A 25,061-nucleotide genomic window follows, 5' to 3' on the forward strand; every position below is an offset into this window, starting at 1 on the left:
CACCGAGAGATTGTTCGATGCGGAGCGAACCCCTCACCCAAACGAGTTTGTTGCGAGCACCTTGGAGCCCTCTCCCGCAAGGGGAGAGGGCGCATCAATGGGCGCCGCCACCGCTGAAACTGCCGGGAGGAATTAACAAAAATGTCCGCCAGATACGAAGAACTCAAAGGCCTCAAAAACCTCGGTCAGAAATATGCCTACACCGACCGCGAAGTGATGCTCTATGCCTACGGCATTGGGCTTGGCGCCGATCCGATGGACGAAAACGAGCTCGCCTTCGTCAACGAGGGCACGCTGACGCCGCGACCGCTCAAGGTGGTGCCGACTTTTGCATCCGTCGCCGCGTGGGGCGCGGGGCCTGGCGAGATGAACCTCAACCGCGTGATGGTGGTGGACGGCGAGCGCGACATCACCTTCCACCAGCCACTACCGGTCGCCGCGCATATCACCGCCGATTCCTCCGTGGTCGAAGTCTACGACAAGGGCAAGGACAAGGGCGTGGTCATCAGCCATCAGACCGTGCTCAAGAACGAGAAGGGCGAGAAGCTGGCAACTCTGGTCGCCTCCCGCTTCGCCCGCGGCGACGGCGGCTTTGGCGGGCCGAACCTGACCCAGCCGGATCCGCACAAGAGCCCGTCCCGCGCACCCGACACGACCATCGACATCGTGACGCGTCCCGACCAGGCGCTGGTCTATCGTCTCTGCGGCGATCGCAACCCGCTGCACTCCGACCCTGAGTTCGCGAAGAAGGCCGGCTTCCCACGTCCGATCCTGCACGGCATGTGCACGTACGGCATCACCTGCCGCGGCGTGCTCCAGACCTATGCCGATTACGACGCTTCCGCCTTCCGCCAGCACGTCGCGCGGTTCTCCTCGCCGGTCTATCCCGGCGAGACCGTGACCATGGACCTCTGGAAGGACGGCAGCGTGATCTCGTTCGAAGCCAAGGTAAAGTCGCGCGGCGTCACTGTGATCAAGAACGGCAAGACGGTGCTGGGGTGATGATGCCGCTCGACGCGCTCTGAGTTATTTCGTCATGCCCGGGCTTGTCCCGGGCATCCACGTTCTTCGCGCGGTTGGCGATCAAGTTCGTGGATGGCCGGGACAAGCCCGGCCATGACGGAGCAAAAGAACAAAACAGGGAGAGCCACCATGGGACTACTCGACGGCAAGGTTGCGCTGATCACCGGCGCGGGCGGGGGGCTCGGTGAGGCCTACGCAAAGCTGTTCGCGCGGGAAGGGGCCTCCGTCGTCGTCAACGACCTCGGTGGGCCCCGTGACGGCTCCGGCGCCGACACATCGATGGCGCAGCTCGTGGTGGATGCGATCAAGGCCGAAGGCGGCAAGGCGGTCGCCAACGGCGCCGACATCTCCACCATGGAAGGCGGCCAGTCGGTGTTCGACGACGCCATCAAGCATTTCGGCCGCGCCGACATCCTCGTCAACAATGCCGGCATTCTGCGCGACCAGACCTTCGCCAAGGCGTCTGAGTCCGACTGGGACAAGGTCATCAAGGTGCATCTGAAGGGCACCTTTTGTTGCACCATGCCGGTGTTTCGCTGGATGCGGGAAAACGGCGGCGGCGTCATCGTCAACACCTCCTCGACCTCGGGCCTGATCGGCAATTTCGGCCAGAGCAATTACGGCGCGGCCAAGGGCGGCATCTGGGGCCTGTCCAACGTGCTGGCGATCGAGGGACGCAAATACAACATCCGGATCTGGACGCTTGCGCCAGGCGCGCTGACTCGCATGACCGCAGACCTGCCCCGCTATAAGGAGAACCCCGGCGCGGCGCTGGGGCCGGACGGCATCGCGCCGGCCGTGCTATACATGGTCAGCGACTTGTCCGGCGACCAGACCGGCAAGGTGCTGGGCGTGTCCGGGCCCCGCGGCGTGCGCGAAATGCGGATGATGGAAATGGACGGCTGGAAGCCGCCGCACACGGGCTGGAAGGCCCAGGACATCGCCGATCATGCCAAGGAGATCTTCTTCTCCGAAGAGCAGATCAAGATGGGGGCGCGGCGGTTTTAGCCATCGACAGAGAGAAACAAGGACAACGATGAAACTTACCGCCGACGCCAAGGGCACCTTCGCAATCGCGCCGACGCCGTTCCACGATGACGGCCGGATCGACGAGCGCTCGATCGACCGCCTGACCGATTTCTACGAGGAGGTCGGCTGCGATGGCGTCACTGTGCTGGGCATCCTCGGTGAGGCCCCGAAGCTCGATGCCGCCGAGGCCGAACAGGTGGCGGTACGCTTCGTCAAGCGCGCCAAGAAGATGCAGGTGATCGTCGGCGTCTCCGCGCCGGGCTTTGCCACCATGCGGTCGCTGGCGAAGGCCTCGATGGATGCGGGCGCGGCCGGCGTCATGATCGCGCCGCCGCCGTCGTTGCGGACCGACGACCAGATCATCGGCTATTACAAGCAGGCGGCCGAGGCCATCGGCCCCGACGTGCCCTGGGTGCTCCAGGACTATCCGCTGACCTTGTCGGTGGTGTTCACCCCGGCCGTGATCCGCAAGGTCGTCACCGACAATCCGAACTGCGTGATGCTCAAGCACGAGGACTGGCCGGGGCTGGAAAAGATCTCGACACTGCGCAGTTTCCAGAAGGACGGCTCGCTGCGGCCGCTCTCGATCCTCTGCGGCAATGGCGGGTTCTTTCTGGACTTCGAGATGGAGCGCGGCGCCGACGGCGCCATGACCGGCTATGCCTTCCCCGAACTCCTGATCGACATCGTGCGGCTTTCGAAGGAAGGCAAGCGCGACGCCGCCCATGATCTGTTCGACGCACATCTGCCGCTGATCCGCTACGAGCAGCAGCCCGGCGCGGGCCTCGCCGTGCGCAAATACGTGCTGCAGAAGCGCGGCATCATCGCCTCCAGCGCCCAGCGCAAGCCCGGCGCCACCATCACGCCGGCGGCGAAGGCAGAGGTCGAGTACCTGCTGTCGCGCGTCGCCCGCGTCGACAAGCGCGCCAATCTCGGCCCGCAATCCAGCGCCGCAGGTTAATCGAATGGCCGAGGCATCAGCATCACGCCCTGCGTCGACGATCCTCCTGCTGCGCGACGGCGCGAAGGTCGACGGCAAGAGCCGCGACGAAATCGAAGTCTTCATGATGGTCCGCCATCATCAGATCGAGTTCAATTCGGGCGCGCTGGTGTTTCCGGGTGGCAGCGTCGATGCCGGCGATCAGGAGATCGTCAAGCGCTCCGACTTGTATTCAGGCGGCGAGGGCCTGAGCGAAGCGGACCGCGGCTTTCGGATCGCCGCGATCCGTGAGACCTTTGAGGAAAGCGGCATCCTGCTGGCGCGCTCGAAGGACTCGGGCACGCCTGTTGACGCCAAGCGCGCCGGCGAAATCGCCGATGCGCATCGCGTCGCGCTCAACGAGCACATGATCACCTTCCTGAGCATTCTGGCCGACAACGGCCTCCAGCTCGCGCTCGATACGCTGGTGCCTTACGCACACTGGATCACGCCCGAGGGGATGCCAAAACGTTTCGACACTTGGTTCTTCCTTGCGGCGGCACCGCCCGACCAGCTCGGCGCGCATGATGGCCGGGAATCGACCGACTCGATCTGGGTCTCGCCACGCGAGGCGGTGGAGGGCGGCGAGAGCGGCCGCTTCAAGCTGCCGTTCCCGACCACGCGCAATCTGATCCGGCTCGCCAAGCAGGGCAGCGTGAGCGCCGCGCTCGAGCACGCCCGCGGCATGTCCGTCGTGACGGTGATGCCTGTCATGACCAAGACCGAAACCGGCCGTCAGCTCCGCATTCCCCGCGAGGCCGGCTATGACGGTGAGGTGTTCGAGGTCGGGGCCATCGGCTAGGACACTTCGATACAAAGCGAAGTATCGGCGAGGGCAGACGCGCTAGGTTCCGTCCCTGACAACGGGATCGAGCGCGCGACATGGACAACCGACAGGGCAATCGGCAGGACAACAACATCGCCGTCGAGCTGGCGCTGCTGCTGGCGCTCGCAACGCTCTGGGGCGGCTCCTACACCTTCATCAAGCTCGGCGTCGCCACCATTCCGCCGATTACGCTGATCGCGGCGCGCACCACGATTGCGGGCCTGCTGCTGCTCGCGATCATGTGGGCGCGGGGCATCAGGCTGCCGACGGATGCCGCGACCTGGCGACGCTTCGCCTTCCAGGCCGTGCTCAATAGCGTGATCCCCTGGACATTGATCGCCTGGGGCGAGCGCCACGTCGATGCCGCGCTTGCGACCATCCTCAACTCGGCCGGCCCGATCTTCACCTTCCTGCTCACGGCCGTTGTGACGCGTCACGAGGCGACGACACCGCGAAAGCTGGTCGGGGTGGTTGCCGGCATGGCCGGCATCCTGCTGATCGTCGGCGTCGATGCCTTCCACGATGTCGGAAGCGGCCTCGTCGCGGAGGCCGCTATCGTTGCCGCCACCATCTGCTACGCCTGCGCCGCGATCTTCGGTCGCGGCTTCAAGGGCCTCGATCCCATGGCGCCCGCGGCCGGCTCGTTGCTGGCGGGGGCGGCGGCGCTGATCCCGGCCTCGCTCATCGTCGAGCAGCCCTGGACGCTGTCGCCCTCGCTGAGTTCCGTGCTGGCGCTGCTCGCGCTGGCGACCTTCTCGACCGCCGCGGCCTTCGTGATCTATTTCCGCCTAATCCAGACCCTGGGCTCGGTCGGCACCACCGCGCAGGCCTATCTCCGCGTGCCGATCGGGGTTGCCATCAGCGTCGCCTTCCTCGGCGAGAGCCTGAGCCGGACCGCCTGGATCGGCCTTGCCTGCGTCGTCCTCGGCGTCGCCGCCATGACCATCCCGGCGCGGCGGCCGGCCGGCGTCAAAACGTCATAAAACCGGGGCCAAGGAGGCCGGCAGGGCTTCAACATTAAGGATATTCGGCGGCCAGACGCATGTTCCCCCGGGACTGCAATACGTCGTATATTGGAGCTCCAATGGCCCGGTCCCCACATCACCAATGTCCGCCGAATTGACGCCGACCCCTGAGAAAAAGCGAACATTCTCGCTCTCCATCGGCCAGCTCACGTTCGGCAGCTTCCTTCTGGTGCTGGCGGTGATCATCGTCACCTCGACCGCGAGCGTGATCGCGATCCGGCACATCGACACGACCTTCGCCGAGCTGCAGCGGCTGCAGAGCGTCGGCGACCTCGCCGAGGACATCGACCGCCGCATGAACGAGCTGCGGCTCGCCGCGCGCGACTTCGTCACCGACCCTGGCGCCGGCATCCAGTTCAAGCAGGTGGGCGAGGCGGCTTCGACGCTCAGTGACATCCTGAAGAAGACCCGCATCGAGCTCGTGCCCGAGCAGCAGGATATGATCGACGGCGTCAGCGAGCGGCTTGCGACCTATCGCAGCGGCCTGGAGCGGATCTCGACCTTGATCGACCGCCGCGCCCAGCTGCTTGCCGGGCTGCCGCCGCTCCGCGACCAGTTCGACGCAGCTGTCTCCGGCACTGCGGACCGAGAGCTGGCGTCCCGCCTGTCGGAAGCGCAGAGCCGGATCGCGCTTGGGTTGCTTGCCCGCAACCCGTCCGCGGCCGAGCAGGCGGCGCAGAGCATGCGGGCGATGGGCGTCACTGATCCCAAGCTCAGATCGGCGGTCAACGAGTACGCCGAGGCGATCATCGCGGTCGCGGTCCGTGAACGGCAGATCGCCGACATCGACCGCGAGGTGCTGGGAACCGAGGGTCGGCTGATCGGCCGCGTCACCGAATTGCTGCGCGAGGTCAGCGCCCGGCGCGGTCACGTGCTGTCGCGCGACTTTGCCCGCACGTTGACGGAGGCGCGCTGGCAGAGCATCGTGCTCGGTACCATCGGTGTGCTGATCGGCATTCTCGCGGCCGGCTTCGTGGTGCGGCGGACGGTCCGTCCGCTCGCCCAGATCGCGCGGTCGATCCGCGCGCTCGCAGCTGGCGAGAAGAACACCTCGATCCCGTCCGCCGATCTCGACAACGAGATCGGCGACATCGCGCGGGCGGCCGAAGTGTTCCGCCGTGCGCTGGAGGAGGCCGACACGGCACGCGAGGCGGCGGTGCGCGCACTGACCGAGCAGCGGCTCGCCGAAGAGAGCTACCGGAAACTGTTCGAGGGCTCGGTCGACGGCATCTATGTCACGACGCCGGCCGGCGACCTCCTCAACGCCAATCCGGCGCTGGCGCGGATGATGGGCTATGACAGCCCCAAAGACCTCATCGACAGCATCAACGACATCGCCCACACCATCTACGTCAATCCCGAGGCGCGCGTCGAATATCAGCGGCTGATGGCACGCGACGGCATGGTGCGCGAGTTCGAATACCAGGTGCGCCAGCGCGGCGGCGACATCCTGTGGCTGTCCGACAGTGCCACCGGCGTCCGCGACGAGGCGGGCAACATCGTCCGCTATGAGGGCACGCTGCGCGACATTACCGACCAGAAGCGCGCGGAAGACGCCATTGCCGAAGGACGGCGCCTGCTCCAGCAGGTCATCGACACCGTGCCAGCGGTCATCAACGTCAAGGACCGCGACCTGCGCTACGTGCTGATGAACCGTTACATGGCCGGCATCTTCGGAATCGAGCCCGGCGATGCGCTCGGCCGCACCACGGCCGACCTGATGTCGCGCTACGGCGCGGCCAAGTCCGACGAGAGCGACAAGCGCGTGCTGACGCTGCGAAAGGGCCTCGGCTTCTACGAAGAGGAGTACATTGATTCTTCCGGCCACATGCGGCAATGGCTCGTCAACAAGCTGCCGTTGCTCGATGCCGAAGGCGAGATCGAGCGGATCGTCACCGTGGCGCTCGACATCGGCGAGCGCAAGCGCGGCGAGCAGGAGATGCGGAAAGCCAAGGAATCCGCCGAGACCGCGCTGCGCAATCTGCGCGAGACCCAGGCCTCGCTGATCGAGGCGGAGAAGCTGGCGGCGCTCGGGCGCCTCGTCGCCGGCGTCGCGCACGAGGTCAACAATCCCGTCGGCATCAGCCTCACGGTCGCCTCCGCGCTGGAGCGCAAGACCGCGATGTTCACCGCCGAAGTCGAACGCGGCGAGCTGCGCCGCTCCACGCTCAACGACTTTCTCCATACCAGCCGCGACGCTTCCTCGCAGCTCGTCGCCAATCTCAATCGCGCCGCCGAGCTGATCCAGTCGTTCAAGCAGGTCGCCGCCGACCGCAACTATTCGGACCAGCGCAGCTTCGATCTCGGTGACCTCACCGAGCAGGTGGTGATGAGTCTGCGGCCCGGCCTTCGCAAGCACAATCTGACGCTCAACGTCGAGTGCCAGCCTGATCTGACCATGAACAGCTATCCCGGACCCTACGGCCAGGTGCTGACCAATCTGTTTCTCAACGCGGTGGCGCACGCCTTCCCGGACGGCCGGCCGGGGACCATCGACATCCAGGTGCGCGAGTCCGGCAAGGACAATGTCGAGATCATCTTCTCCGACAATGGCTGCGGCATGTCGCTCGACGTCCGCCGCCGTGCCTTCGATCCGTTCTTCACGACGCGGCGCGATCAGGGCGGCACCGGCCTCGGGCTGCACATCGTCTACAGCATCGTCACGAACAGGCTCGGCGGACGGCTCGATCTGGATTCCGAACCGGGCAGCGGCACACGTATCCAGATCATCCTGCCGCGCGTGGCGCCGCTCGAGCAGGCCGCCGAATAGCTTGCGGTTTTCGAGCGAAGTGGATGCCGTTCGCGTGATGAAAACGCGTCGAATCAACAATTGAGAGCTTTGGTTGATTCAATCAGAACCGAAGTCCTAGTCGACCTCCGCAAGCTTGTGCAGCGTCGCGCCGAAAATCTGGCTGGCCTTGCCGACCAGCGCGGTGCCCGTCATGTCCCCGCGCGTCTCCGTGAACGTGCCGCTGACGCCGATGCCGACCGCGGCAGGCCCGCCGAACAGCGGATTGTCGTCGCCCCGCGGCGAGGTGTGACGCTGGACCAGCACCTCACCCTTGAAGGTGTTGTCCTTCACCGTGTAGCTGCCGGTGTAATAGAGGTACGCATCGCCGCCAAGAATCTTGCCGTCGCGAAAAAGAATCACGCCGCTGCCCTTGCCGACCCGACCATCGAGCAGGTTCACGTGAATCGAATAGAGGCCGTTCTTCATAACGTCCCGAGGCCGGCCGCCATCGCCCAATGGCGTAACCGGTAGAGCATTTATGCCAAAGCGGATGTGCCCACGCAACGCGGGAGTTTGGCCGCCGGCCTTGTGAGCCTGCCGTGAGCCGTAGTTGTCCCGGCTTGTCTATGACACCGCCATGACGGTCTGATCATGAAGCGAGGCCAGTCGTTGGGAATCAAGTTGGCCCGCGAAATGCATAACATTGTTGCACTGGCCGCGGGGTGCTGGAGCAAGACAAACGTGAGCAACTGGATCGATTCCGGCGGCGAGAAGCCGCGTCTGTACCGTGTGCGTCCCACGATTTGCGAAACACGACAACGGCGGATCGGCGGCGCGGCACGCTGGCGAAGCGTGGCGAGCCTCGCTTGCGCCCTGGCCCTGATCGCACTCGCAGCCCCCTTCGGGCAGGCGCGCGACCGCGGCCAGTTCGTCAACACCCATGCCCCGAATTGAAGGCCTGGTTCGATGGACTGCGAAGCGGCAAGGGGTCTTGCTGCTCCGATGCAGACGACTCGGCGCTCTCGGATACCGACTGGGACGCACCATGGTCTGGCCGATCTACGGCTACATGGGCGTCGCCGTCCGCTGATTCATGCCCGGTAGCATGACTTAGGCGCACCGGGCGGCACGACGACCGGTGAGCCGATGCGACGCGCGCCTTATCAGGTGTATTTCTTGTCGCGCTCGAGCAGCTCGATGGAGATGCCTTCGGGTCCGCGGATGAAGCAGATGCGCACGCCGGGGCGGATCGTGGTCGGTTCGCGTGTGAATGTGACGCCCTTGGCCTTGATCTCGGCGGCGACGGCGTCGATGTCCTTCACCGTGAGACCGAAATGGTCGAGGCCCTGATGCGGGTGCGGCGGCGGCGGGTTAACCACGTTGTCGCCCTCGAGTGGAGCAATGAAGATCCTTGCGCCTCCAAGATTCACGTCGATCCGTCCGGGCGCTTGCACGATCTCGCCACCAAGGATGTCCCGCAGCCAGGCCGCCGTGGCCTCCGGATCAGGGCTGCGCAGATGGACGTGATCCCAAGTGACGACTGGCATTTCATGGTCTCCCGACGGGTCTTGATGTTGCAGCGCATGTTAGCGGCCTGGGCCGCCGACCGCCACCGCTCTTCCCGACTCGACAGTGCGCGGGAACCTTAGTTCGTCTTCCGGATTAAGGTAAGCAGTGGCGGAATCCGTTGTCGAACGTGCTCCGGCCGCGGGCGGTGAGGCAACCATGAACGCTGGGTTTGACCGCATCGGGTTAGGGCGATTCGCCGGGACCGGCGAACGACTGGCGCGGGCGGTGACGATCGCGAGCGTTTCATTTGGGCGAGGCCTGCTGTGGCTGTTGGCGGCCATCATCGTCGGTTGCGGCATCTGGATGCTGCTCCCCGTCTCCAGAGGCAACAGTGCCGAACCGGTGAGGTCTGACGTGGCAGCCGTCGAGACGGCGCCTTCGCGCGATGCGGTCGCCGTGTCGCCGGCCTCCGAAGCTCAGATTCCGACAATGGCAGAACTCGGCCGGATCAGGATTTCATCTCAGACCTGGCGCCGCGGCGGCCTTGGATCGAAGGCGCTGGTGACGCTCACGCTGCGCAACGACAACGACTATGCCGTAAAGGATGTCGAGATCGTCTGCGCTTTTGCGCGGCGTGATGGCAGTCATCTCACCGACCGCACCCGCGTTCTGGCGGATCCGGTCAGCATGAAGAGCCGCAAGACTTTTGCGCGCATTCCTGTCGGCTTCGTCAACGTGAATGCCGATCAGGCGAAGTGTTCGCTTGTGGCAGCACGCCGGACCTAAGGCCGGCAGTGCCGGGTAGCGGAAAAGTTACTGTCCTGGGGGTTGGCCGAAAAACTTGGCGTCGCCATTTGAACCGAACGGCTGGGCCAGGAACTAATTAAATGATCGCCTGTTAAGGCGGAGAGCCCACGCGGGGATGCGGCGGGCGGAGCGTGGCCAATGCCCATCTTTCGGTATTTCATCTTTGTCGGTGGAGCCTTGCTCGCACTGCTGTTCGCAGCGGACTACGTTCTGCCGACTTCGCCCGTGACACAGGCCATCGCAACCGCAAGCAACGAACAGCCGTTGATCCGGATCCGGTCCGATCGCCACCTGCCAGAGCGCGTGGTGCTTGACACCAGTCAGCCGACGCTTGCCGTCCCTGCGGTGAACATCGCCGCCGTCGCGGCTCCCCAGCCGCCCGTGGAGGGCATGTCACCCGCTATGGCCGAGATATCAGCCAAGGCGCGGGTCCGCGAGACGTTCGCCCAATTCACGCCGGCCGCAAAGGCCGACGCCGCTGCGGCCAAGAAGACCGAAACCAAGACGCAAGTTCAGCCGCAGGTTCAGGCGCAGGCCCAGCTTTCTCAGGCCCAGCCCGCTCGGACCCCGGCGCAGCAGCCCAAGCGCAAGGTCGCCAGAACTCATCCGATGCCGCAGCAAGGTGGGCCGATGATGGTGATGGCGCAGCAGCCGCATTTCGGCTTCTTCAACAGCACCTGGTAAGGGCGGGTCTGACCCGTCTCGAAGCGGGGTGGAAGGGCTTTTTATTGGCCGGCCTCTCTGCTAATTCAACCCATCCGAACGTCGCCCGGCCTGCTGGCTCGCCAGCAGCGATCTGGGGCGTGCGGCCAGGGCGCTCGTAGCTCAGCTGGATAGAGCATCGGATTTCGATTCCGAGGGTCGGGAGTTCGAATCTCTCCGAGCGCGCCAATAGTCAGGCCAGAATATTCGGATCTGGCGGGAGGCCGTGAGCCGCCTCTATTTGCCCTGGATCTTCAGCCCGTTGGGACCGACATTGATTTGCAGGCCGTCGGGCTGCTTCTTCGTCTGGTAAAGATTGTAGCCGAGCACGGCTGCCGTGACGACCAAAGCACCGATGACCAGAAACAATAGGTTGCGGCTGATAGACATTTTTTTCTGAACCACTTGGTTGACGGCGAGAAAAACCCCGCGTGTGAACGCGGGGTGCCTTCAGTGCGCCGCCGGCGCACTGCTTGGATAATGCGGTTCGAAGGAACTGGTTCCCTTGAGGCTCGCCGCGTCGGAAAGGCCGGAGCCTATCTGGTCAGCGTGCCGTCGGGCCGGCTTGCCGGCCCCGTGCCAGCGTGTCGGACGGCGCTTCGTGGAAGGTCGCGCGGTAAGCTGCGGAAAACTCCCCCAAATGGTGAAAGCCTTGGGCGCGCGCGCATGTGGTGACGGTGGCGCCGCCGCCTTTGAGAAGGCGAGACCGGGTCGCCCACAATTTTTTCAGGCGAATGTACTGGTGCAGGCTCATGCCACGCACCTTGCTGACGGCGCCGCCAAGCGTCCGGATCGAGACGCCAAACTCGCCGGCGAGCTCGGCGGTATAGATCGGGGCAGTCGGATGTGCTGCGACATAATCGTCGATCCGCTGCACGAGCTTGATCGACCGCTCGCCCTGGACGGAGGCACTCCGGTCTGAGAGCGAATCGATGCGAAACAGATCGTCGAGCGCGAGCAGCAGGCCTTCCTGGAGATGGGCGGCGACCTCGGTCGTTTCGAACAAGGCCGGCTGCACCGACGCGGTTCGCAGAATGTCGAGCAGGAGCTGCCGTGCGTGGAGCAAAGCGGGGCGGTTCGCGCCATAGGTCCGCAAATCGTCCGCCTGATCAAACCAGCCCCGGTCACTCAGGCCGGGTGAGAAGATGATCATCGCATGATGATTGGTCCGCCGCTCGACGAAATGGCATTCATCGCTGCCGCGGAGCGCGATGAAGAAACGCGCGTCCAGATCCATGCCCTTGGAATTGACCTGAAGGTCGTCCGTCATGGGCAGGATCACCATCCCCCCGGGCATACGATAGGCGCCGTCGAGGATGCGCGCGAACGAGCGCATCATGACGATGCGGCAGCCGGGCAGAGAGACGACAGCGCGGGCCGCCGCGAAATTCCGGACGTCGAGCGGAATGCTTCTCGCATCCTCCATCGACTCGATCGGCCGAAACGCATCGACGTCGGCAAAGCCGATCAATTGAAGCGCCGAGGATGGGGCGAGGGCGTCGAACAACATGCGTGCGACCGGCTGCTGCAATATGACAATCAAATGAACGTCGGAACATCGCCATCAATGGCGAAACATCGCGCTTCAGTAAACCGGATTCCGGGCCGTAGTATTGCGGACATCATGGCATGAAGCCCGGCGGATCGATGTCGTCTCAACGATCTCGAGTCATCGGCCGGCTGGAGGCGAGGTCGATGAAATGCAGCCGCGTGCAGGCGGGACAGGCGATGGAGGCAAAGCTCTGCGCCTCCTGTGTCTGTTGCTTCTCAAAATGTGTCTGCACATTCATGCCCGTCTGGGGACATCGAAAAACGATCAAATCGACCATCGTCGGAGAATGACGGCGTGGCGGATTGCGTCTTTGATCTAGATCAGTTTTGGAATGACTCCAGACCAACATCCTTGATCTCGCAAAAGCGAAGGGGCCCCGAAGGGCCCCTTTAGAATCACCAGCGGCGATAGCGTGGTCCGTAATAGCGAGGGCCACCGTAAAAGCGCGGTGCATATCGGGGACCGTAATAGGGCCGCGGGGCGTAGTATCCATAGTAGTTCGGGCGCCAGAAGCAGCGTCCCCAGGCGTCACAGACCATGCGGACCTGCTCGACGTCGGAAACCTGCGGCGTCGCAGGAGCAGGCGCGATGGGCATGGCGGACGCCGCCGATGATGCGACCAACGCACCCAACAGGGACGCGGCGACGAGGCCAATTCTAAGCTTCATGATGTCTTTCTCCGCTTACGCAATACAGGGATATCGAAGTTTGTTCTGATCAAATTGTGGCGGGACCGAAATGTAATGCTGATGAACAGGTCTTCAGCCCAGCCCGCCGCAGGCCTGACCTTTAGCTCCGCCAGACTATCCCAGGTTCGCGCTCTTGACCAATGGCGCGCTTGCTTTGCGCTCCGCAGGACATCGCCGCCATCCTTGATCCCGCGCAATTCGTTGGTGCAGCTTCGTCCCTAATTTTGGCGTCGTGGCCAGCTTTCGAGCATTTCGATGAGCTGGCTCGCGAGGTCGCTTTGGAGCTGTGCAATGGACAAAATGAGAATCGACAAGGGTGACTGGCTGGTCGTGTGCGACGGGCGCAAGGCGCTTATTCTGGAAAACCTCGGCGACGAGATGTTTCCGAACCTCCACACCAGGGAGGTGCACGAACAGCCCAATCCCTCGACCGGTGCGCAAGGGACCGACGCGCCGGGCAGGCTTCACGGCGCGGCCGGTAGCACGCGCAGCTCGGTGGAGCAGACTGATTGGCACGACGAGGCCGAGCGCGCCTTCCTGCGCGGCCTGGCCGGACGGCTCGATGCCGCCGTCAGCTCAGGCGAGACCTCGGCCTTGACCATGGTGGCCTCGCCGCGTGCGCTTGGGATGATTCGCGCCGATTATTCGGATTTGGTGCGCAAGGCACTCCAGGGCGAGGTCGGCAAGGACCTCGTCAAACTGCCGGTCTACGAGATCGAGAAGCAATTGCTGCTGTCCGGCGCCGCCAAATAGCGGCCCCCGCAGAGGACGCGCCTGCACCCCTCAGAAGCAGGGGTGCCGACGGCGGTCCTGGCCGACATAGGCGGCTGCGCTCTGGTAGCAATGGTTGGTCGACGGGCCGTCGTAAAAGGCGAACGTCCCGGGCGTGATGCCGGGCCCGTAATTGTGCAGATAGCTGATCGGGTAGGGCAGCGGGTTCGGGTAGTGGCGATGGTACCGGTGGTATCCCCGCGCCTCTGCGAGGCCAGGGGCAAGGATTGCGGCCGACAGGGCTGCAATCGCGGCTACAAGCTTCAACTTGCTCATCTCGAATCTCCGGAACCCGCACGAATAGGTCGGCTGTTTATAGCCAGTTCGGGCGGCCGGAACACCCGTCTGCAGCCCGGAAATCGACGCCAATCCCGCAGATTCCCGGGTGGGTGTGACAGAATTGCCGGTTCTGTGGTCCGGACTTGCCCATATTTGGCCTTTTCGAGATGCTTAACGAATTCCCCACACAAGTATGACCAAAAGGGAATTAGCTCAAGACTCCTGTTGCCGGCTTCTCGGGGTTCATAGACCGGTCCATTCCTGAAGGCTTTCGCCGTCACCTCGCCATGCGCATCACGCTTCTGAGCCTGCTGTTGCTCTCGGTCGTCGCCGCCACGCCGGCGCGGGCCGAACTGCATATTACCCGCGACCACGGCGGCTATGTCGAGGAATACAAGGCCAAGTACAAGCGCGTCCGCGAGAAGGGCGAACGCGTCATCATCGACGGCATCTGCAACTCGGCCTGCACCCTGGTGCTCGGCATCGTGCCAATGAACAAGATCTGCGTGACGCCGCGCGCCAGCCTCGGCTTCCACCAGGCTTACTACGACAAGGCCTTCACTTTCGGCATCAAGGTCACCAGCGCGGAGGGGACGTCCGACCTGATGGCCTACTACCCCGACACGGTGAAGGACTGGATTCGCCGCAATGGCGGGCTCACCACCGACATGAAAAAGATCAAGAACGGCGTCGAGCTCTGGAAGATCATCGATCCCTGTCCGGACGAATGGTGAGCGGCTGAGCCGTCCGGTCCGTCGCAGCGCAGCATCGTCCGGACGAATTTGGCCGAAATTCGCATTGCCGCATTGGCCCCCGGTGGGGCAATGAGGCGGCAATGAATCATAATCAAGAAGCCCTGACCGCCCGCGCCGCGCCGATCCTGTTCGTCCTGCTTTGGAGCACGGGCTTCATCGGCACCAAATACGTCGTCAACAATGCCGATCCTTTGACCTACCTCGCCATCCGCATGGCGTTCGTGGTCGGTCTGATGGCGATCATCGTCGCGATCGCGCGACCGAAATGGCCGGACCGGATCGGCATCGCGCACAGCGCCGTCGCCGGCATTCTCGTCCATGGCTTCTATCTCGGCGGCACCGCAATCGCGATCGCGCACTCGATTCCGGCCGGGCTCTCCGCGCTCATTCCGGGCCTTCAGCCGATCCTGACCTCGACCATCGCCAACCGCTGGCTCGGGGAGAAGGTGACGCCGGTGCAATGGGCGGGGCTCGTCCTTGGCCTCGGTGGCGTCGTGCTGATCCTGCACGGCCGCCCCATGACCGGCGAAGCCGGGCTCGGCTGGCTCGCCTCCGTCGTCTCGCTGATCAGCATCACGCTCGGCACGCTCTATCAGCGCCGCTACTGCAATCACATCGACTGGCGCGCCGGCAATCTCGTGCAGTACGTGTCCGTCACGATCTTCTTCGCGATTGGTGCGTTCCTGTTCGAGGACCGCGTGGTGCACTGGACGCGCGAGTTCATGCTCGCGCTGGCCTGGCTCGCCGTGGCGCTTTCGATCGGTTCGATCGGACTGCTGTACTGGCTGATCCGCCACGCCGCCGCCACGTCGGTTGCAAGCCTGTTCTATCTAGTGCCCGCCGTGACGGCGCTGATGGCTTATCTGCTGTTCGGAGAAAAGCTCGATGCGCTGGCGATCGCGGGCATGGTGATGTGCGCGGCCGCGGTGTTCGTCGTCAACCGACGCTTCTAGGGTTGGCGGGCCAAGCCGCTCGAATACATCCCTGACGTGCGCGGCAAGATCGTGCTACGGTCCGCGCATTTCAGTGCCTCTTTCACAGGTGATTTTGCATGAAGAAGGCGAGACGCGCATTGCTTGGCAGGTCCCTGAAGCCAGTCCGGATTGCCTGCATTAATTATGCAGAGGAGATGATGAGCGAGCAGATGATGGCGCGGCTCACTGCCGCGCTGCAGAAATGCTATGACGAGCACTTCCTGCCGGTCTGGGGCTACCCCGTCGATCTCGACGTTACCCGCAAGCCGAAGCCCACCGACTGGCAGTTGGTCTATTTCGACGATGCGACCCACAAGAATTTTCTCGGGCGGCATGAATTGACGCATCGGGGTCAACCGATCTCGAAGATCTTCCTCAAGGCGCTGTCCAACGACGATCCGGTCAGTCTGGCAGCCTCGCATGAGTTGTTCGAGATGGTGCTCGACCCTATGGCCAATCTGTGGGCCGACAAGACCCGGCACACCCAATATGCCTACGAGGTCTGCGATGCAGTGGAAGAGGACGCCTTCGTCGTCAACGATCTCCCGATGTCGAACTTCGTTTATCCGTCCTGGTTCGAACCCTTCAAGCATCCCCGCGGCACGAAGTTCGACCACATGGGATTGCTCAAGGAGCCGTTCTCGATGACCGAGGGCGGCTACGTCATAAAAAAGGTGAACGGCAGGAGATTGATCAAGCAGTTCGGCTCGCCCGAGAAGCGCCGGCGCTTCAACGCCGAGGACCGGCGCGGCCATCGCAGCGAATTTCGCGATCCGCAAGGCGAGCATCACCCGGGCCGTCGCGCAGCCAAGCGGCGAGGGTAGAGTATCGCTGGAGCCGTCTCCGGGCGCGTCCGCCCCCGGAGACCTGAGCGTTGCGATCAGCGCTTGGCCTTCGTGGCCTTCTTTTTCGACTCGCCAGCTTTCTTGGTGGCCTTCTTTGCTGTTTTCTTGGCCGCCTTCTTCGACGACTTCTTTGCAGCTTTCTTCGAAGTCTTCTTGGTGGCCTTCGAAGTTTTCTTCGGAGCTTTCTTGGCTTTCTTCTTGGAAGCCTTCTTCGGCGCTACCTTCTTCGCAGCCTTCTTGGCGGCTTTCCTGACCTGCTTCACCGCAGTGACAGCGGCGTCCTTGGTCGCTTCCACGGCGGTGGTGATCGTGTCCATCGCCTGTTCGGTGATCGGCTTGTCGTCGTCCATATCGTCCCCCACGGTTTGCACGGAGCGGCGACGATAGCGCGTTTCATGATTGTGTCAAAGCAACGCTCAACCTTTGCGGATCTTTGCGTAGGCGGCGAGCGCGCGCTCTCGTCCCTTGGCATGATCGACGATCGGATGCGGATAGCTCTTGCCCAGAGTGACGCCGGCGCTCGCAAGCTCGATCGGTGTCGCCTGCCAGGGCTGATGGATCAGCTCGGGTGGCACATCCTTCAACTCGGGCACCCAGCGTCGCACATAGGCTCCATCCGGGTCGAACTTCTCGCCCTGGAGCACCGGATTGAACACGCGGAAATAGGGCGCCGCGTCGGCGCCGCAGCCCGCGACCCACTGCCAGTTGGCGGGATTGCTGCCGGCATCCGCATCGACCAGCGTGTCCCAGAACCAGCTTTCGCCGGCGCGCCAGTCGATCAGGAGGTGCTTGACTAGGAACGAGGCGACCACCATTCGGACCCGGTTGTGCATCACGCCAGTGTGCCAGAGTTCGCGCAGGCCGGCGTCGACGATGGGATAGCCGGTGCGGCCGCGCTGCCAGGCGGCGAGCGCCTTGGCGTCGGGCTTCCATGGGAAGCCGTCGAAATTCGCTTGCAGGTTTTCGGAGGCAAGGTTGGGATGGTCGTGCAGCAGGTGCCGGCAGAACTCACGCCAGCCGAGCTCGCTCAGGAACTTGTCGACGCCGGGTCCGATCGCGGGATTTTCCGCCGCGGCGAACCGCGCGGCGTGCCAGACCTGGCGCGGGCTGAGCTCGCCGAATCTCAAATGCGGTGACAGATGTGAGGTGCCCTCGCGGTCCGGGCGGTCGCGATCGCCGACATAGCCTTGTGCGGTGTGCTTGAGGAAGTCGCGCAGGCGAGCGCGGGCGGAAGCTTCGCCCGGGGTCCATGTCTCGCGCAGGCCGCCGGCCCAATCTGGCTTGCCAGGCTCGAGCTTCCAGGTCTCCAGCGTGTCACTGGTGACCGTCGGCGCAGGACGCAGGTCCTTCGGCGCCGGCAGGGGCTTTGGCGGATCGCCGAGCGCCAGCACGCGCCGCCAGAATGGCGTGAACACGCGCAAGCCGTGGCCTTCCTTGTTGCGGATTACCGCTGGCGGAACGAGCAGGTCGCCGGGGAAACATTGCGACTCCACGCCGATCTTTGCCAGCGCGGATTCGAGCTGCCGCTCAACCGCCTGATGCGGCGCCTGTGCGATCCCGTTCCAGTGGACCGTGCGGGCTCCGCTCTCACGCGCCACCTCCGCGATCACCCTGGCTGCCGGCCCCTTGCGCAGGATCAGCGATCCGCCGCGCGTGGCAATGTCGGCGCCGAGCGCCCGCAGCGACTGCGCCAGCCACCAGCGCGCCGCGGCGCCCGGCGCTCGCCCGGCCGAATCGTCCAGCACATAGAGGCAGATCACCGGCGCGCCGGTCTTCGCAGCCGCCTTGGCGGCAGCGTGGAGGGCGGGGTGGTCGGACAGGCGGAGGTCGTCGCGAAGCCAGACGATGATAGGCGGAGCGCTTGGCGTGGTCAGGGTGTCCTCGTTTACCATTTGGAAAGCATTGGCGTCCGGCGATTGGAACCGCCGTTAATGCGACCGTAAGCCGATTGCACGAACATGCAGGAATTACAGGAGTCATTCCATTCATGTACGGACGAGCAACGGCGAAGTTTCTGCCGCAATTCAAACTTGGCACCAAGGCGCTCCTGTGCGCGGTGTTGCTGATCGCCATGAATACGGCGCTCGTGGTTGGCGCCGGCTATTGGTCGCTCAGCTCCGCTTTCAACGATCGCGCGCTCCGCGACATCGAGGTTAGCCTGCGGACGCTGGCCCTGGCCTTTGCCGAAATCGTTCCCGATGCGAAGATCACGATGCGGGATGGCACGGTGGCGCGCGCCGAGATTCCCAAGATGCCGGACTTTAGGGATCACGCCATCGTCGATCGCGCGGTGTCCTATGTCGGCGGCAACGCGACCCTGTTCGTGTTCGACGATGCGAGCGGGCAGTTCGTGCGGCGGTCGACCAACGTGAAGAAGGAAAACGGCGACCGCGCCGTCGGGACCCAGCTTGCCGCCGATCATCCGGCGCAGGCGCTGCTGCGTCGTGGCGAGGCCTACAAGGGCCCGGCCACCCTGTTCGGCAAGTCCTTCATGACCGCCTATTTCCCGATCGCCGACGCCAGCGGCAAGGTCGCCGGCATCCTCTATGTCGGCATCCCGATGGCTCAGTTCGAGAGCATGCTGGCCCACACCATCGAAAGCATGGCGATCGCCGCCGGGCTCGCGGCGCTGCTGGTGCTGGTTCTGACCTTGCTGGTCGTCCGCCGCGTCACCAAGCCGCTCACCTCAGTGACGCGCTCGCTGACCGCGCTCGCCGAAGGCCAGAGCGACGTCGAGATCGATTGCGAGAATCGCGCCGACGAGATCGGCGAGATCGCCCGCACGGTCGCGGTGTTCAGGAGCAATTCGCAGGAGCGGGCGCGGATGCGCAGCGAGCAGGCGGCCGCTTCGGCTGCGGCCGCCGAGCAGCGCAAATCCGAGCTGCGCAATTTCGTCGAGGAGTTCCGTGGCGGTGTTGGCGGCATTCTCGACAAGGTGCTGACATCATCAGGCGAATTCGAGCGGGCGGCGCGGCAGCTCACCGACACCGCGCGCTCCACCGCCGATCTGTCGGCGCGGTCGGCCGGAGCTTCCGAAAACGCCTCCGAGCACGTGCGTTCGGCGGCGTCGGCCTCGGACGAGCTGTCGCAATCGATCTCCGAAATCACCCGGCGGGTGCAGGAATCGAACGTCATTTCCGCTGAGGCCGTGCGGCAGGCCGAGGCGACCGATCAGCGCATCGCGCAGCTCTCCGAGGCGGGCGCGCGCATCGGCGATGTCGTCAAGCTGATCACCTCGATCGCCGAGCAGACCAACCTGCTGGCGCTGAACGCGACCATCGAAGCCGCGCGCGCGGGCGATGCCGGCCGCGGTTTTGCGGTGGTGGCCCAGGAGGTCAAGACGCTCGCCGGCCAGACTGCCAAGGCAACCGACGAGATCTCGAACCAGATCGCCAGCATGCAGCTTGCGACCGAGGAATCGGTGGTCGCCATCAAGGCGATCAGCCAGACCATCGAGCGCATCAGCGGCATCGCGGGCTCGATCTCGGCGGCGGTCGAGCAGCAGAAGAGCGCGACCCAAAACATCGTCGCCAGCGTTCGCGCGGCGGTATCGGGCACGGCCGATGTCGCCGTCAACGTCCGTCAGGCCGCCGAGGGTGCGAACGAGACCGGTGAGACGTCCAGCCGGATGTTTGCCTCCGCTCAGGCGTTGTCGGGCGAGAGCCTGCATCTGAAGGCCGAGGTCGAGGGCTTCCTCGAACGCGTGCGCGCGGCGTAAGAGCTAACGTCGTCGTTCCCGGGCGATGCTGACGCATCGCCCCGGATGACGATTGGGTTATTTCGGCTGCGGCACGATCCGGATGTAGGGCTTCGGCTCCTTCCAGCCCTGCGGGTAGATCGTCTTGGCCTCGTCATTGGAGACCGAGCCCGCGATGATGACGTCCTCACCCTGCGACCAGTCGGCCGGGGTCGCGACGCGGTGCTTGGCGGTGAGCTGGAGCGAGTCGATCACGCGCAAAATCTCCTGGAAGTTCCGGCCCGTCGTCATCGGATAGACCAGCACCAGCTTGATCTTCTTGTCCGGCCCGATGACGAAGACGTTGCGGACCGTCTGATTGTCAGCGGCGGTGCGGGAGAGGGGATCGCCCGAGATCGCGGCCGGCAGCATGCCGTACAGCTTGGAGACGTTGTAATCGGTGTCGCCGATCATCGGATAGTTCGGGGCCGCGCCTTGCGTCTCCTTGATGTCCTCCGACCATTTGGCGTGGCGGTCGACCGGATCAACCGAGAGGCCCATCAGCTTGACGCCGCGCTTGTCGAATTCCGGCTTCAGCTTGGCGAGCGCACCGAGCTCGGTCGTACAAACCGGCGTGAAGTCCTTCGGGTGCGAGAACAACAGCGCCCAGCTGTTGCCGATCCAGTCGTGGAACTTGATCTTCCCTTCGGTGGTCTCGGCTTCGAAGTCGGGTGCGGTGGCGCCGATCGGAAGTGTCATGGTTCTACCTCATCTCATTGAATCTACTTGCGAATTCATCTTTGACCGTCGCGACCATTATAGGGTCTCCGCGATCCCAAGTGAACGCAAACTGAACCGCTTCAAGTAAAATGTGAATTCCTTCTTTGAAGGCCTGATTTCCTAGCACCTTTTTGTTACAGCCGCGCCTGCGGCGAAACATCTCCACCGGGGCTATACGGGCGTGATTGCCCCGAGAAAGCCTTTTATGACTCCCATCACGCTCGCCCGTCGCTTCCCAGAACCAAAATGGTCCTGACAGCGACCAATTGGCAACTATCTCGAAAAGTCGCGATCCCGGTACCGAATCATTAACCACCCCTTTACGCCGGCATGAAAATGCTGGCCGATCAGAAGAAATCTGGAAGTGAACTATGTCTGCCGCTGCGCATAAGTCTGTTGAGTCGCCGTCCCTCGAACCGTCCTGCCGTGATACCGCGGCCCATGCACTGACCATCGTGCGCGACGGCGTGATCACGGGCGAAGGCCCGACCACCAAGGGAAGGGTGCACTTCTCCCGCTCGCTCGATGCCGATGACACCGCCTGGTGCGCCCGCATTCTGACCGCCACGGCCGTCAACGACCAGCCCGTCAGCCGCGCCGAGGCCGAAGTGCTGTTCGAGATCAACGAAGCCGCGACCGAACGCACCGATGGCGGCCGGTTCGACGACCTGCTCGCCAAGGCGGTGGCCCATTATGCGGCGAGCGCCTCCGGCCTGAAGGTGCCGCCGCGCAGCGTCGCGCTGTCGGCCGAATCCGATATCGAGGGCTGGGCGCCGTCCTATGCCTCCAATGTCAACAGCGAAATGCTGGAGTGGATCGCCGGCCAGATGCGCGGCAAGCGCCACAACAACCGTCGCCTGATGGCGATGGTGGCGACCTTCCTGGGCGCCACCGCGCTGCCCCTGGCAGGCCAATTGCCGAACGTGTTCGACATCGGCATGTAAGATTTTGGGCATGTAAAATTCTGCGCCCTTCACGAAGGACGCATTTGAACGGCGGGGTTACTTCCCCGCCGTTTTTTGTTTGCCGGCGTCCGGCTCCAGCCCGAGGGTGCGACCCGGGAAACCGGCGGCGTCGAAATAGCGTTGGCTGCCGACGCGCTGGAAGTTCAGCACGGTCTGCAGGCCGTTCTCGGACTTCTTCGACTTCTCGACCCCCTTGTACGCCTTCGGCACGGCGCCGTTGGGCAGGGCCTCCGACATCACGCGGCCGACTAGGCCGCCGTTCTGCGAAGCGCGCAGTCCGAGGAGCTGGGCTGCCGTCATGCCGACGTCGGCATTGCTGACCGGGATCTCGCTGACATAGCCGGCTTTGAAGTCCGGACCGATCGCGGCCATGAAGTTCATGGTGTCGCCGCGGCTGAAGCTGCCATGCATGCCCTGACCCTGGCGCAGCACGGTGTCGGCGACGTGCACCGAGCAGTTGGTCGGCGCCTCGCCGCAATCGCTGGCATAGGAGCGGAAGTTGACAACGATCGCCGGCGTCGGCGTCGCCGCCTTGCCGCGCAGGTTGACGCTCGACAGCGGCAGCGTACCGGGGAGGCGGCCGAGCGAGTCGTCGACGAACAGGCCGGAGACGTAGTCCTGCTCGAGCAGCACCTTGACGGTCCTGGCCGCCAGCTTCTTGTCCTTGTTCGGCAAATAGATCAGGTCGGAGCCGCCATTCGTCGCGACGATGAGATCTGGTTTTTCCGGATCCTTGCCGAGCACGCCGTTGCCGGCCTTGGGGTGCTTGTTGCCCTCGACCCTGGCGTTCTTGTCGTTGGGATCGAACAGCGGCAGGTCGAGCGCCTTGGCAAGGTCGAGCGCCAGAAAGCCCATCGGCAAAAAGTCCTTCGGCGTGTCGTCATAGCTGACCTTGGCCGAGGGGCTGGTCTTGCTTTCGAGATGGTCGAGAAGCCGTGGTCGGCCTGGACCATGATGTTGGTGGTGGCAGCAAGGCCGAGCTCGTCCAGCGCCTTGCGGAGCTGGGCGAGGTTGTTGTCGGCATTCTTGATGCCGGCCATCGAGGTCGGCCCGTTGATGCCGGGCATGATCTGGTTGAGGCTGTCGCCGGTGTTGTGCTGACTGCCGTCGGGGTCGCGCGACCAAAACACCAGCACGAACGGCTTGTTGCGCGCCTTGAACATCGGCAGCACGACCTTGGCCGCGACGTCGGCGAAATAGGCCTGCTGCGCGACGTTGGCCGCCGTGGTGCCGGGCGTCTTGGCATCGCCCGCCTTGGAGTTGTCGCCGCGCGGCGGCGTGGCGAGGGGCAGGCCAGCCTTGGTGAGAGCGGCCTTGACTTCGTCCGACAGCGCCACGCCGTTCTTGCCGCCGGTCGCGTCGTCGAACACGACCGAATGCAGGCCGGCCTTTTCGGGCTTGTCGGTGTGGTCGAACTGATAGGTCGGACCATGCTTGCCGAGCGCGGCGGTGCTGTAGCCCTTGTCGCGGGCCAATTTCAGGATCGTGTCCTCGTTGAGGTAGTCGCCTTTGAAATGCTCGTCGATGTCGCCGAGCACGGCGTCGTTCTCAATGAAGGGGACCACGGTGTCGCCGGCGGGTACCGAGGTGTAGTTGGTCCAGATCGTATTGGAGAACACGCCGGTATCGCCGAGATAATGGCCGGTCGACATCGCCGAGCCGTTGGCCATGGTGAAGGTCGGGAACAGCGAGTGCGAATTCTTGAAGTTGACGCCCTTGTCGCGGATTTCGGCCATTGCGGGGGCGGTCTCAGGCGTGACCTTCAGCGCCCGCAGACCGTCCGGAATGAACAGGATCAGGTTGCGGGGCGTGTTGTTCTCTGCGGAGGCAGGTCCGGTCGAAAGTCCGGCGGACAACACTGTCAGTCCGGCTGACAGCAACACCAGTGAACGGCGCATCAAAATCTCTCCCTGCGAGGCGGCTTGGCCGCCAACCGCGGCCCCCGGCTTCGTTTAGTTTCGCTGCATGACGGTTTTGTTACAAGAGCGGAGCGGCATGTAAAGAAGGACCCCGCTCTGCGCGGCGTCCGGCGGCACGAAATCGCGGTGTCGGCACGCAACTGCTTCAGCATTGTCATTGCGAACGCAGCGAAGCAATCCAGAATCTTTCCCCGGCGGCAGACTGGATTGCTTCGCTGCGCTCGCAATGACGGAGTGAGTGGCTGGCAGCGTCGCGCTTCGATTCGCATTCCGAGTGGCAGACACACCTTCGCCCTCTCGCGGCGCATTTCGCCCGAGCTTTGCTTCGTCGCCTCAAAATGAATGAGGGCGCAGGGAAGACCGGGTGCCGGCTGGCACCCGCGGTCCACTGTGCGAGATTGTCGTAAGAACAATGCACAGCGGCATACAGGTGAAGCCCAACATCCGGCCTTCCCTGCGCAGTGGCTTTACGGCTTATGTCGTGCTCTCCCCGGGGAGCGATGCACTATTGCCCCCGTCGCCTTGCGGATGGCTGATGCGTGTGCCCGGTTGGGCAACCCACATCACCGCAACGCTTGACGCACAGACCCCGGGCGTCAGGACCACACGATTTTGCCGTACGCCGATCGCACCGGTCGTGTGCGCGAGGCCTTCACTCACGGTTGCCCGCCCTGCGAAGCCGATCGCGCCGATGTGACCAACGTCCACCGCCGTCCGGCCCGCGTTCGTGACGATCGCGATACGCCCCTCTTCCTTGCCGGGTTGAGAAAATATCTAACAAAAATCCGAATTCTAATAAAGAGAAATATTTTGTCGCCGTTGCGTTGACCCCGGACTTGGGTGTTTCGCTCGAAATGACGCAAGGGATTGTGGCCGAGCGGTCAATCCGGTGCCGTCGGCACCGGCGTATTCTCAGCGACCGCCTTGGCCGGCGCGGCCGTCGTGAAATTGCGGCCGCCATTGGCCAGGTTGCGGCGAAGCGATGGCGGCGCCGCCTGCAGGGCAAAGATGATCGCGATCTGGGTCCGGTTCTGGAGACGGTATTTGCGCATGATATTGCCGATATGCGCCCGCACCGTGTTCTCCGAGATCTTGAGCTCGTACGCGATGTTCTTGTTCTGCATTCCGCGTGCGATCAGCATCATCAGGTCCCGCTCGCGTGGCGTTGGTGTGATCGAATGTTTCGGATCTGGACTCATAACTGCTCCTCCGTGGCCATTGGTCG

24 protein-coding genes, 1 tRNA gene and 2 pseudogenes are annotated in these 25,061 nt (G+C 63.9%); 16 read left to right on the forward strand and 11 right to left on the reverse strand.

Annotated features, from left to right (window positions below; all coding sequences use genetic code 11):
* Positions 1-141 precede the first annotated feature (141 nt).
* The 6 genes from IVB42_RS10485 to IVB42_RS10510 all read left to right on the forward strand — a co-directional run bounded on the left by IVB42_RS10485 (position 142) and on the right by IVB42_RS10510 (position 7,652).
* Positions 142-1,002 (forward strand): MaoC family dehydratase, encoded by an 861-nt coding sequence (locus IVB42_RS10485; RefSeq protein WP_247362408.1) that lies wholly within the window; start codon positions 142-144, stop codon positions 1,000-1,002.
* 150 nt (positions 1,003-1,152) lie between these two features.
* Positions 1,153-2,031, forward strand: coding sequence for an SDR family oxidoreductase (locus IVB42_RS10490; RefSeq protein WP_018455294.1), 879 nt, complete (start codon positions 1,153-1,155; stop codon positions 2,029-2,031).
* Between the two features lie 28 nt (positions 2,032-2,059).
* Positions 2,060-3,013 carry a dihydrodipicolinate synthase family protein gene (locus IVB42_RS10495; RefSeq protein WP_247394779.1) on the forward strand — a complete coding sequence of 318 codons (954 nt, stop codon included), beginning with the start codon at positions 2,060-2,062 and terminating at the stop codon, positions 3,011-3,013.
* A 4-nt stretch (positions 3,014-3,017) separates the two neighbouring features.
* Positions 3,018-3,833 (forward strand): NUDIX hydrolase, encoded by an 816-nt coding sequence (locus tag IVB42_RS10500; RefSeq protein ID WP_247392951.1) that lies wholly within the window; start codon positions 3,018-3,020, stop codon positions 3,831-3,833.
* Positions 3,834-3,913: 80 nt separating this feature from the next.
* Positions 3,914-4,840 carry a DMT family transporter gene (locus IVB42_RS10505; protein WP_247392952.1) on the forward strand — a complete coding sequence of 309 codons (927 nt, stop codon included), beginning with the start codon at positions 3,914-3,916 and terminating at the stop codon, positions 4,838-4,840.
* Between the two features lie 124 nt (positions 4,841-4,964).
* The gene (locus tag IVB42_RS10510) at positions 4,965-7,652 is read left to right on the forward strand and encodes a PAS domain S-box protein (RefSeq protein ID WP_018455290.1); all 2,688 of its coding nucleotides are present in this window, start codon (positions 4,965-4,967) and stop codon (positions 7,650-7,652) included.
* A gap of 96 nt (positions 7,653-7,748) precedes the next feature.
* On the opposite strand, the gene IVB42_RS10515 is transcribed toward IVB42_RS10510, so the two are convergent.
* Positions 7,749-8,099: a GrlR family regulatory protein gene (locus IVB42_RS10515; RefSeq protein WP_018455289.1), complete on the reverse strand. Its 351-nt coding sequence runs from the start codon at positions 8,097-8,099 to the stop codon at positions 7,749-7,751.
* Between the two features lie 255 nt (positions 8,100-8,354).
* Here IVB42_RS10515 and IVB42_RS10520 point away from each other — a divergent pair.
* A pseudogene (locus tag IVB42_RS10520) lies at positions 8,355-8,703 on the forward strand (hypothetical protein).
* Positions 8,704-8,776: 73 nt separating this feature from the next.
* Here the strand turns inward: IVB42_RS10520 and IVB42_RS10525 are convergent.
* A complete protein-coding gene (locus tag IVB42_RS10525; protein WP_085351313.1) occupies positions 8,777-9,160 on the reverse strand; it encodes a VOC family protein in 384 nt (127 codons plus the stop codon).
* Between the two features lie 178 nt (positions 9,161-9,338).
* On the opposite strand from IVB42_RS10525, the gene IVB42_RS10530 reads away from it, so the two are divergent.
* From IVB42_RS10530 to IVB42_RS10540, 3 genes are all read left to right on the forward strand, one after another.
* The gene (locus IVB42_RS10530; protein WP_247394782.1) at positions 9,339-9,908 is read left to right on the forward strand and encodes a hypothetical protein; all 570 of its coding nucleotides are present in this window, start codon (positions 9,339-9,341) and stop codon (positions 9,906-9,908) included.
* Positions 9,909-10,067: 159 nt separating this feature from the next.
* Positions 10,068-10,613, forward strand: a complete 546-nt coding sequence (locus IVB42_RS10535; protein ID WP_247394784.1) for a hypothetical protein — start codon at positions 10,068-10,070, stop codon at positions 10,611-10,613.
* A gap of 130 nt (positions 10,614-10,743) precedes the next feature.
* Positions 10,744-10,820 (forward strand) — tRNA-Arg (locus IVB42_RS10540).
* 48 nt (positions 10,821-10,868) lie between these two features.
* Here IVB42_RS10540 and IVB42_RS10545 read toward each other — a convergent pair.
* The 3 genes from IVB42_RS10545 to IVB42_RS10555 form a co-directional block, all read right to left on the reverse strand.
* On the reverse strand, positions 10,869-11,021 hold the full coding sequence (locus tag IVB42_RS10545; RefSeq protein ID WP_247362422.1) for a hypothetical protein: 153 nt from the start codon (positions 11,019-11,021) through the stop codon (positions 10,869-10,871).
* A 154-nt stretch (positions 11,022-11,175) separates the two neighbouring features.
* The gene (locus IVB42_RS10550; RefSeq protein ID WP_247362424.1) at positions 11,176-12,141 is read right to left on the reverse strand and encodes an AraC family transcriptional regulator; all 966 of its coding nucleotides are present in this window, start codon (positions 12,139-12,141) and stop codon (positions 11,176-11,178) included.
* Between the two features lie 437 nt (positions 12,142-12,578).
* Positions 12,579-12,851 (reverse strand): hypothetical protein, encoded by a 273-nt coding sequence (locus tag IVB42_RS10555; protein ID WP_247362426.1) that lies wholly within the window; start codon positions 12,849-12,851, stop codon positions 12,579-12,581.
* 312 nt (positions 12,852-13,163) lie between these two features.
* On the opposite strand from IVB42_RS10555, the gene IVB42_RS10560 reads away from it, so the two are divergent.
* On the forward strand, positions 13,164-13,625 hold the full coding sequence (locus IVB42_RS10560) for a host attachment protein (RefSeq protein ID WP_247392975.1): 462 nt from the start codon (positions 13,164-13,166) through the stop codon (positions 13,623-13,625).
* A 30-nt stretch (positions 13,626-13,655) separates the two neighbouring features.
* On the opposite strand, the gene IVB42_RS10565 is transcribed toward IVB42_RS10560, so the two are convergent.
* A complete protein-coding gene (locus IVB42_RS10565; RefSeq protein ID WP_247362432.1) occupies positions 13,656-13,919 on the reverse strand; it encodes a hypothetical protein in 264 nt (87 codons plus the stop codon).
* A gap of 290 nt (positions 13,920-14,209) precedes the next feature.
* On the opposite strand from IVB42_RS10565, the gene IVB42_RS10570 reads away from it, so the two are divergent.
* The 3 genes from IVB42_RS10570 to IVB42_RS10580 all read left to right on the forward strand — a co-directional run bounded on the left by IVB42_RS10570 (position 14,210) and on the right by IVB42_RS10580 (position 16,475).
* The gene (locus IVB42_RS10570) at positions 14,210-14,656 is read left to right on the forward strand and encodes a hypothetical protein (RefSeq protein ID WP_007603109.1); all 447 of its coding nucleotides are present in this window, start codon (positions 14,210-14,212) and stop codon (positions 14,654-14,656) included.
* A gap of 101 nt (positions 14,657-14,757) precedes the next feature.
* The gene (locus IVB42_RS10575) at positions 14,758-15,630 is read left to right on the forward strand and encodes a DMT family transporter (RefSeq protein WP_247361829.1); all 873 of its coding nucleotides are present in this window, start codon (positions 14,758-14,760) and stop codon (positions 15,628-15,630) included.
* A 98-nt stretch (positions 15,631-15,728) separates the two neighbouring features.
* Positions 15,729-16,475 (forward strand): hypothetical protein, encoded by a 747-nt coding sequence (locus tag IVB42_RS10580; protein WP_247394787.1) that lies wholly within the window; start codon positions 15,729-15,731, stop codon positions 16,473-16,475.
* Between the two features lie 56 nt (positions 16,476-16,531).
* On the opposite strand, the gene IVB42_RS10585 is transcribed toward IVB42_RS10580, so the two are convergent.
* Both IVB42_RS10585 and IVB42_RS10590 read right to left on the reverse strand, forming a co-directional pair.
* Positions 16,532-16,846, reverse strand: a complete 315-nt coding sequence (locus tag IVB42_RS10585) for a histone (RefSeq protein ID WP_247362436.1) — start codon at positions 16,844-16,846, stop codon at positions 16,532-16,534.
* A gap of 66 nt (positions 16,847-16,912) precedes the next feature.
* Complete coding sequence (locus IVB42_RS10590) at positions 16,913-18,388, reverse strand: deoxyribodipyrimidine photo-lyase (protein ID WP_247394790.1); 1,476 nt, start codon at positions 18,386-18,388, stop codon at positions 16,913-16,915.
* A 95-nt stretch (positions 18,389-18,483) separates the two neighbouring features.
* Here IVB42_RS10590 and IVB42_RS10595 point away from each other — a divergent pair, with 95 nt between their 5' ends.
* Positions 18,484-20,214 (forward strand): Cache 3/Cache 2 fusion domain-containing protein, encoded by a 1,731-nt coding sequence (locus IVB42_RS10595; RefSeq protein WP_247394793.1) that lies wholly within the window; start codon positions 18,484-18,486, stop codon positions 20,212-20,214.
* 57 nt (positions 20,215-20,271) lie between these two features.
* Here IVB42_RS10595 and IVB42_RS10600 read toward each other — a convergent pair whose 3' ends face one another.
* Positions 20,272-20,931, reverse strand: a complete 660-nt coding sequence (locus IVB42_RS10600; protein WP_247394796.1) for a peroxiredoxin — start codon at positions 20,929-20,931, stop codon at positions 20,272-20,274.
* 392 nt (positions 20,932-21,323) lie between these two features.
* Between IVB42_RS10600 and IVB42_RS10605 the strand changes: the two genes are divergently transcribed.
* Positions 21,324-21,896, forward strand: a complete 573-nt coding sequence (locus IVB42_RS10605; RefSeq protein ID WP_247394799.1) for a hypothetical protein — start codon at positions 21,324-21,326, stop codon at positions 21,894-21,896.
* 57 nt (positions 21,897-21,953) lie between these two features.
* Here the strand turns inward: IVB42_RS10605 and IVB42_RS10610 are convergent.
* Together IVB42_RS10610 and IVB42_RS10615 are read right to left on the reverse strand one after the other, a co-directional pair.
* Positions 21,954-23,815, reverse strand: a pseudogene (locus IVB42_RS10610) (alkaline phosphatase family protein).
* A 902-nt stretch (positions 23,816-24,717) separates the two neighbouring features.
* The gene (locus IVB42_RS10615; protein WP_247371806.1) at positions 24,718-25,035 is read right to left on the reverse strand and encodes a LuxR C-terminal-related transcriptional regulator; all 318 of its coding nucleotides are present in this window, start codon (positions 25,033-25,035) and stop codon (positions 24,718-24,720) included.
* Positions 25,036-25,061: the final 26 nt, after the last annotated feature.

The organism is Bradyrhizobium sp. 45 (assembly GCF_023073155.1).
Taxonomy (GTDB): domain Bacteria; phylum Pseudomonadota; class Alphaproteobacteria; order Rhizobiales; family Xanthobacteraceae; genus Bradyrhizobium; species Bradyrhizobium canariense_D.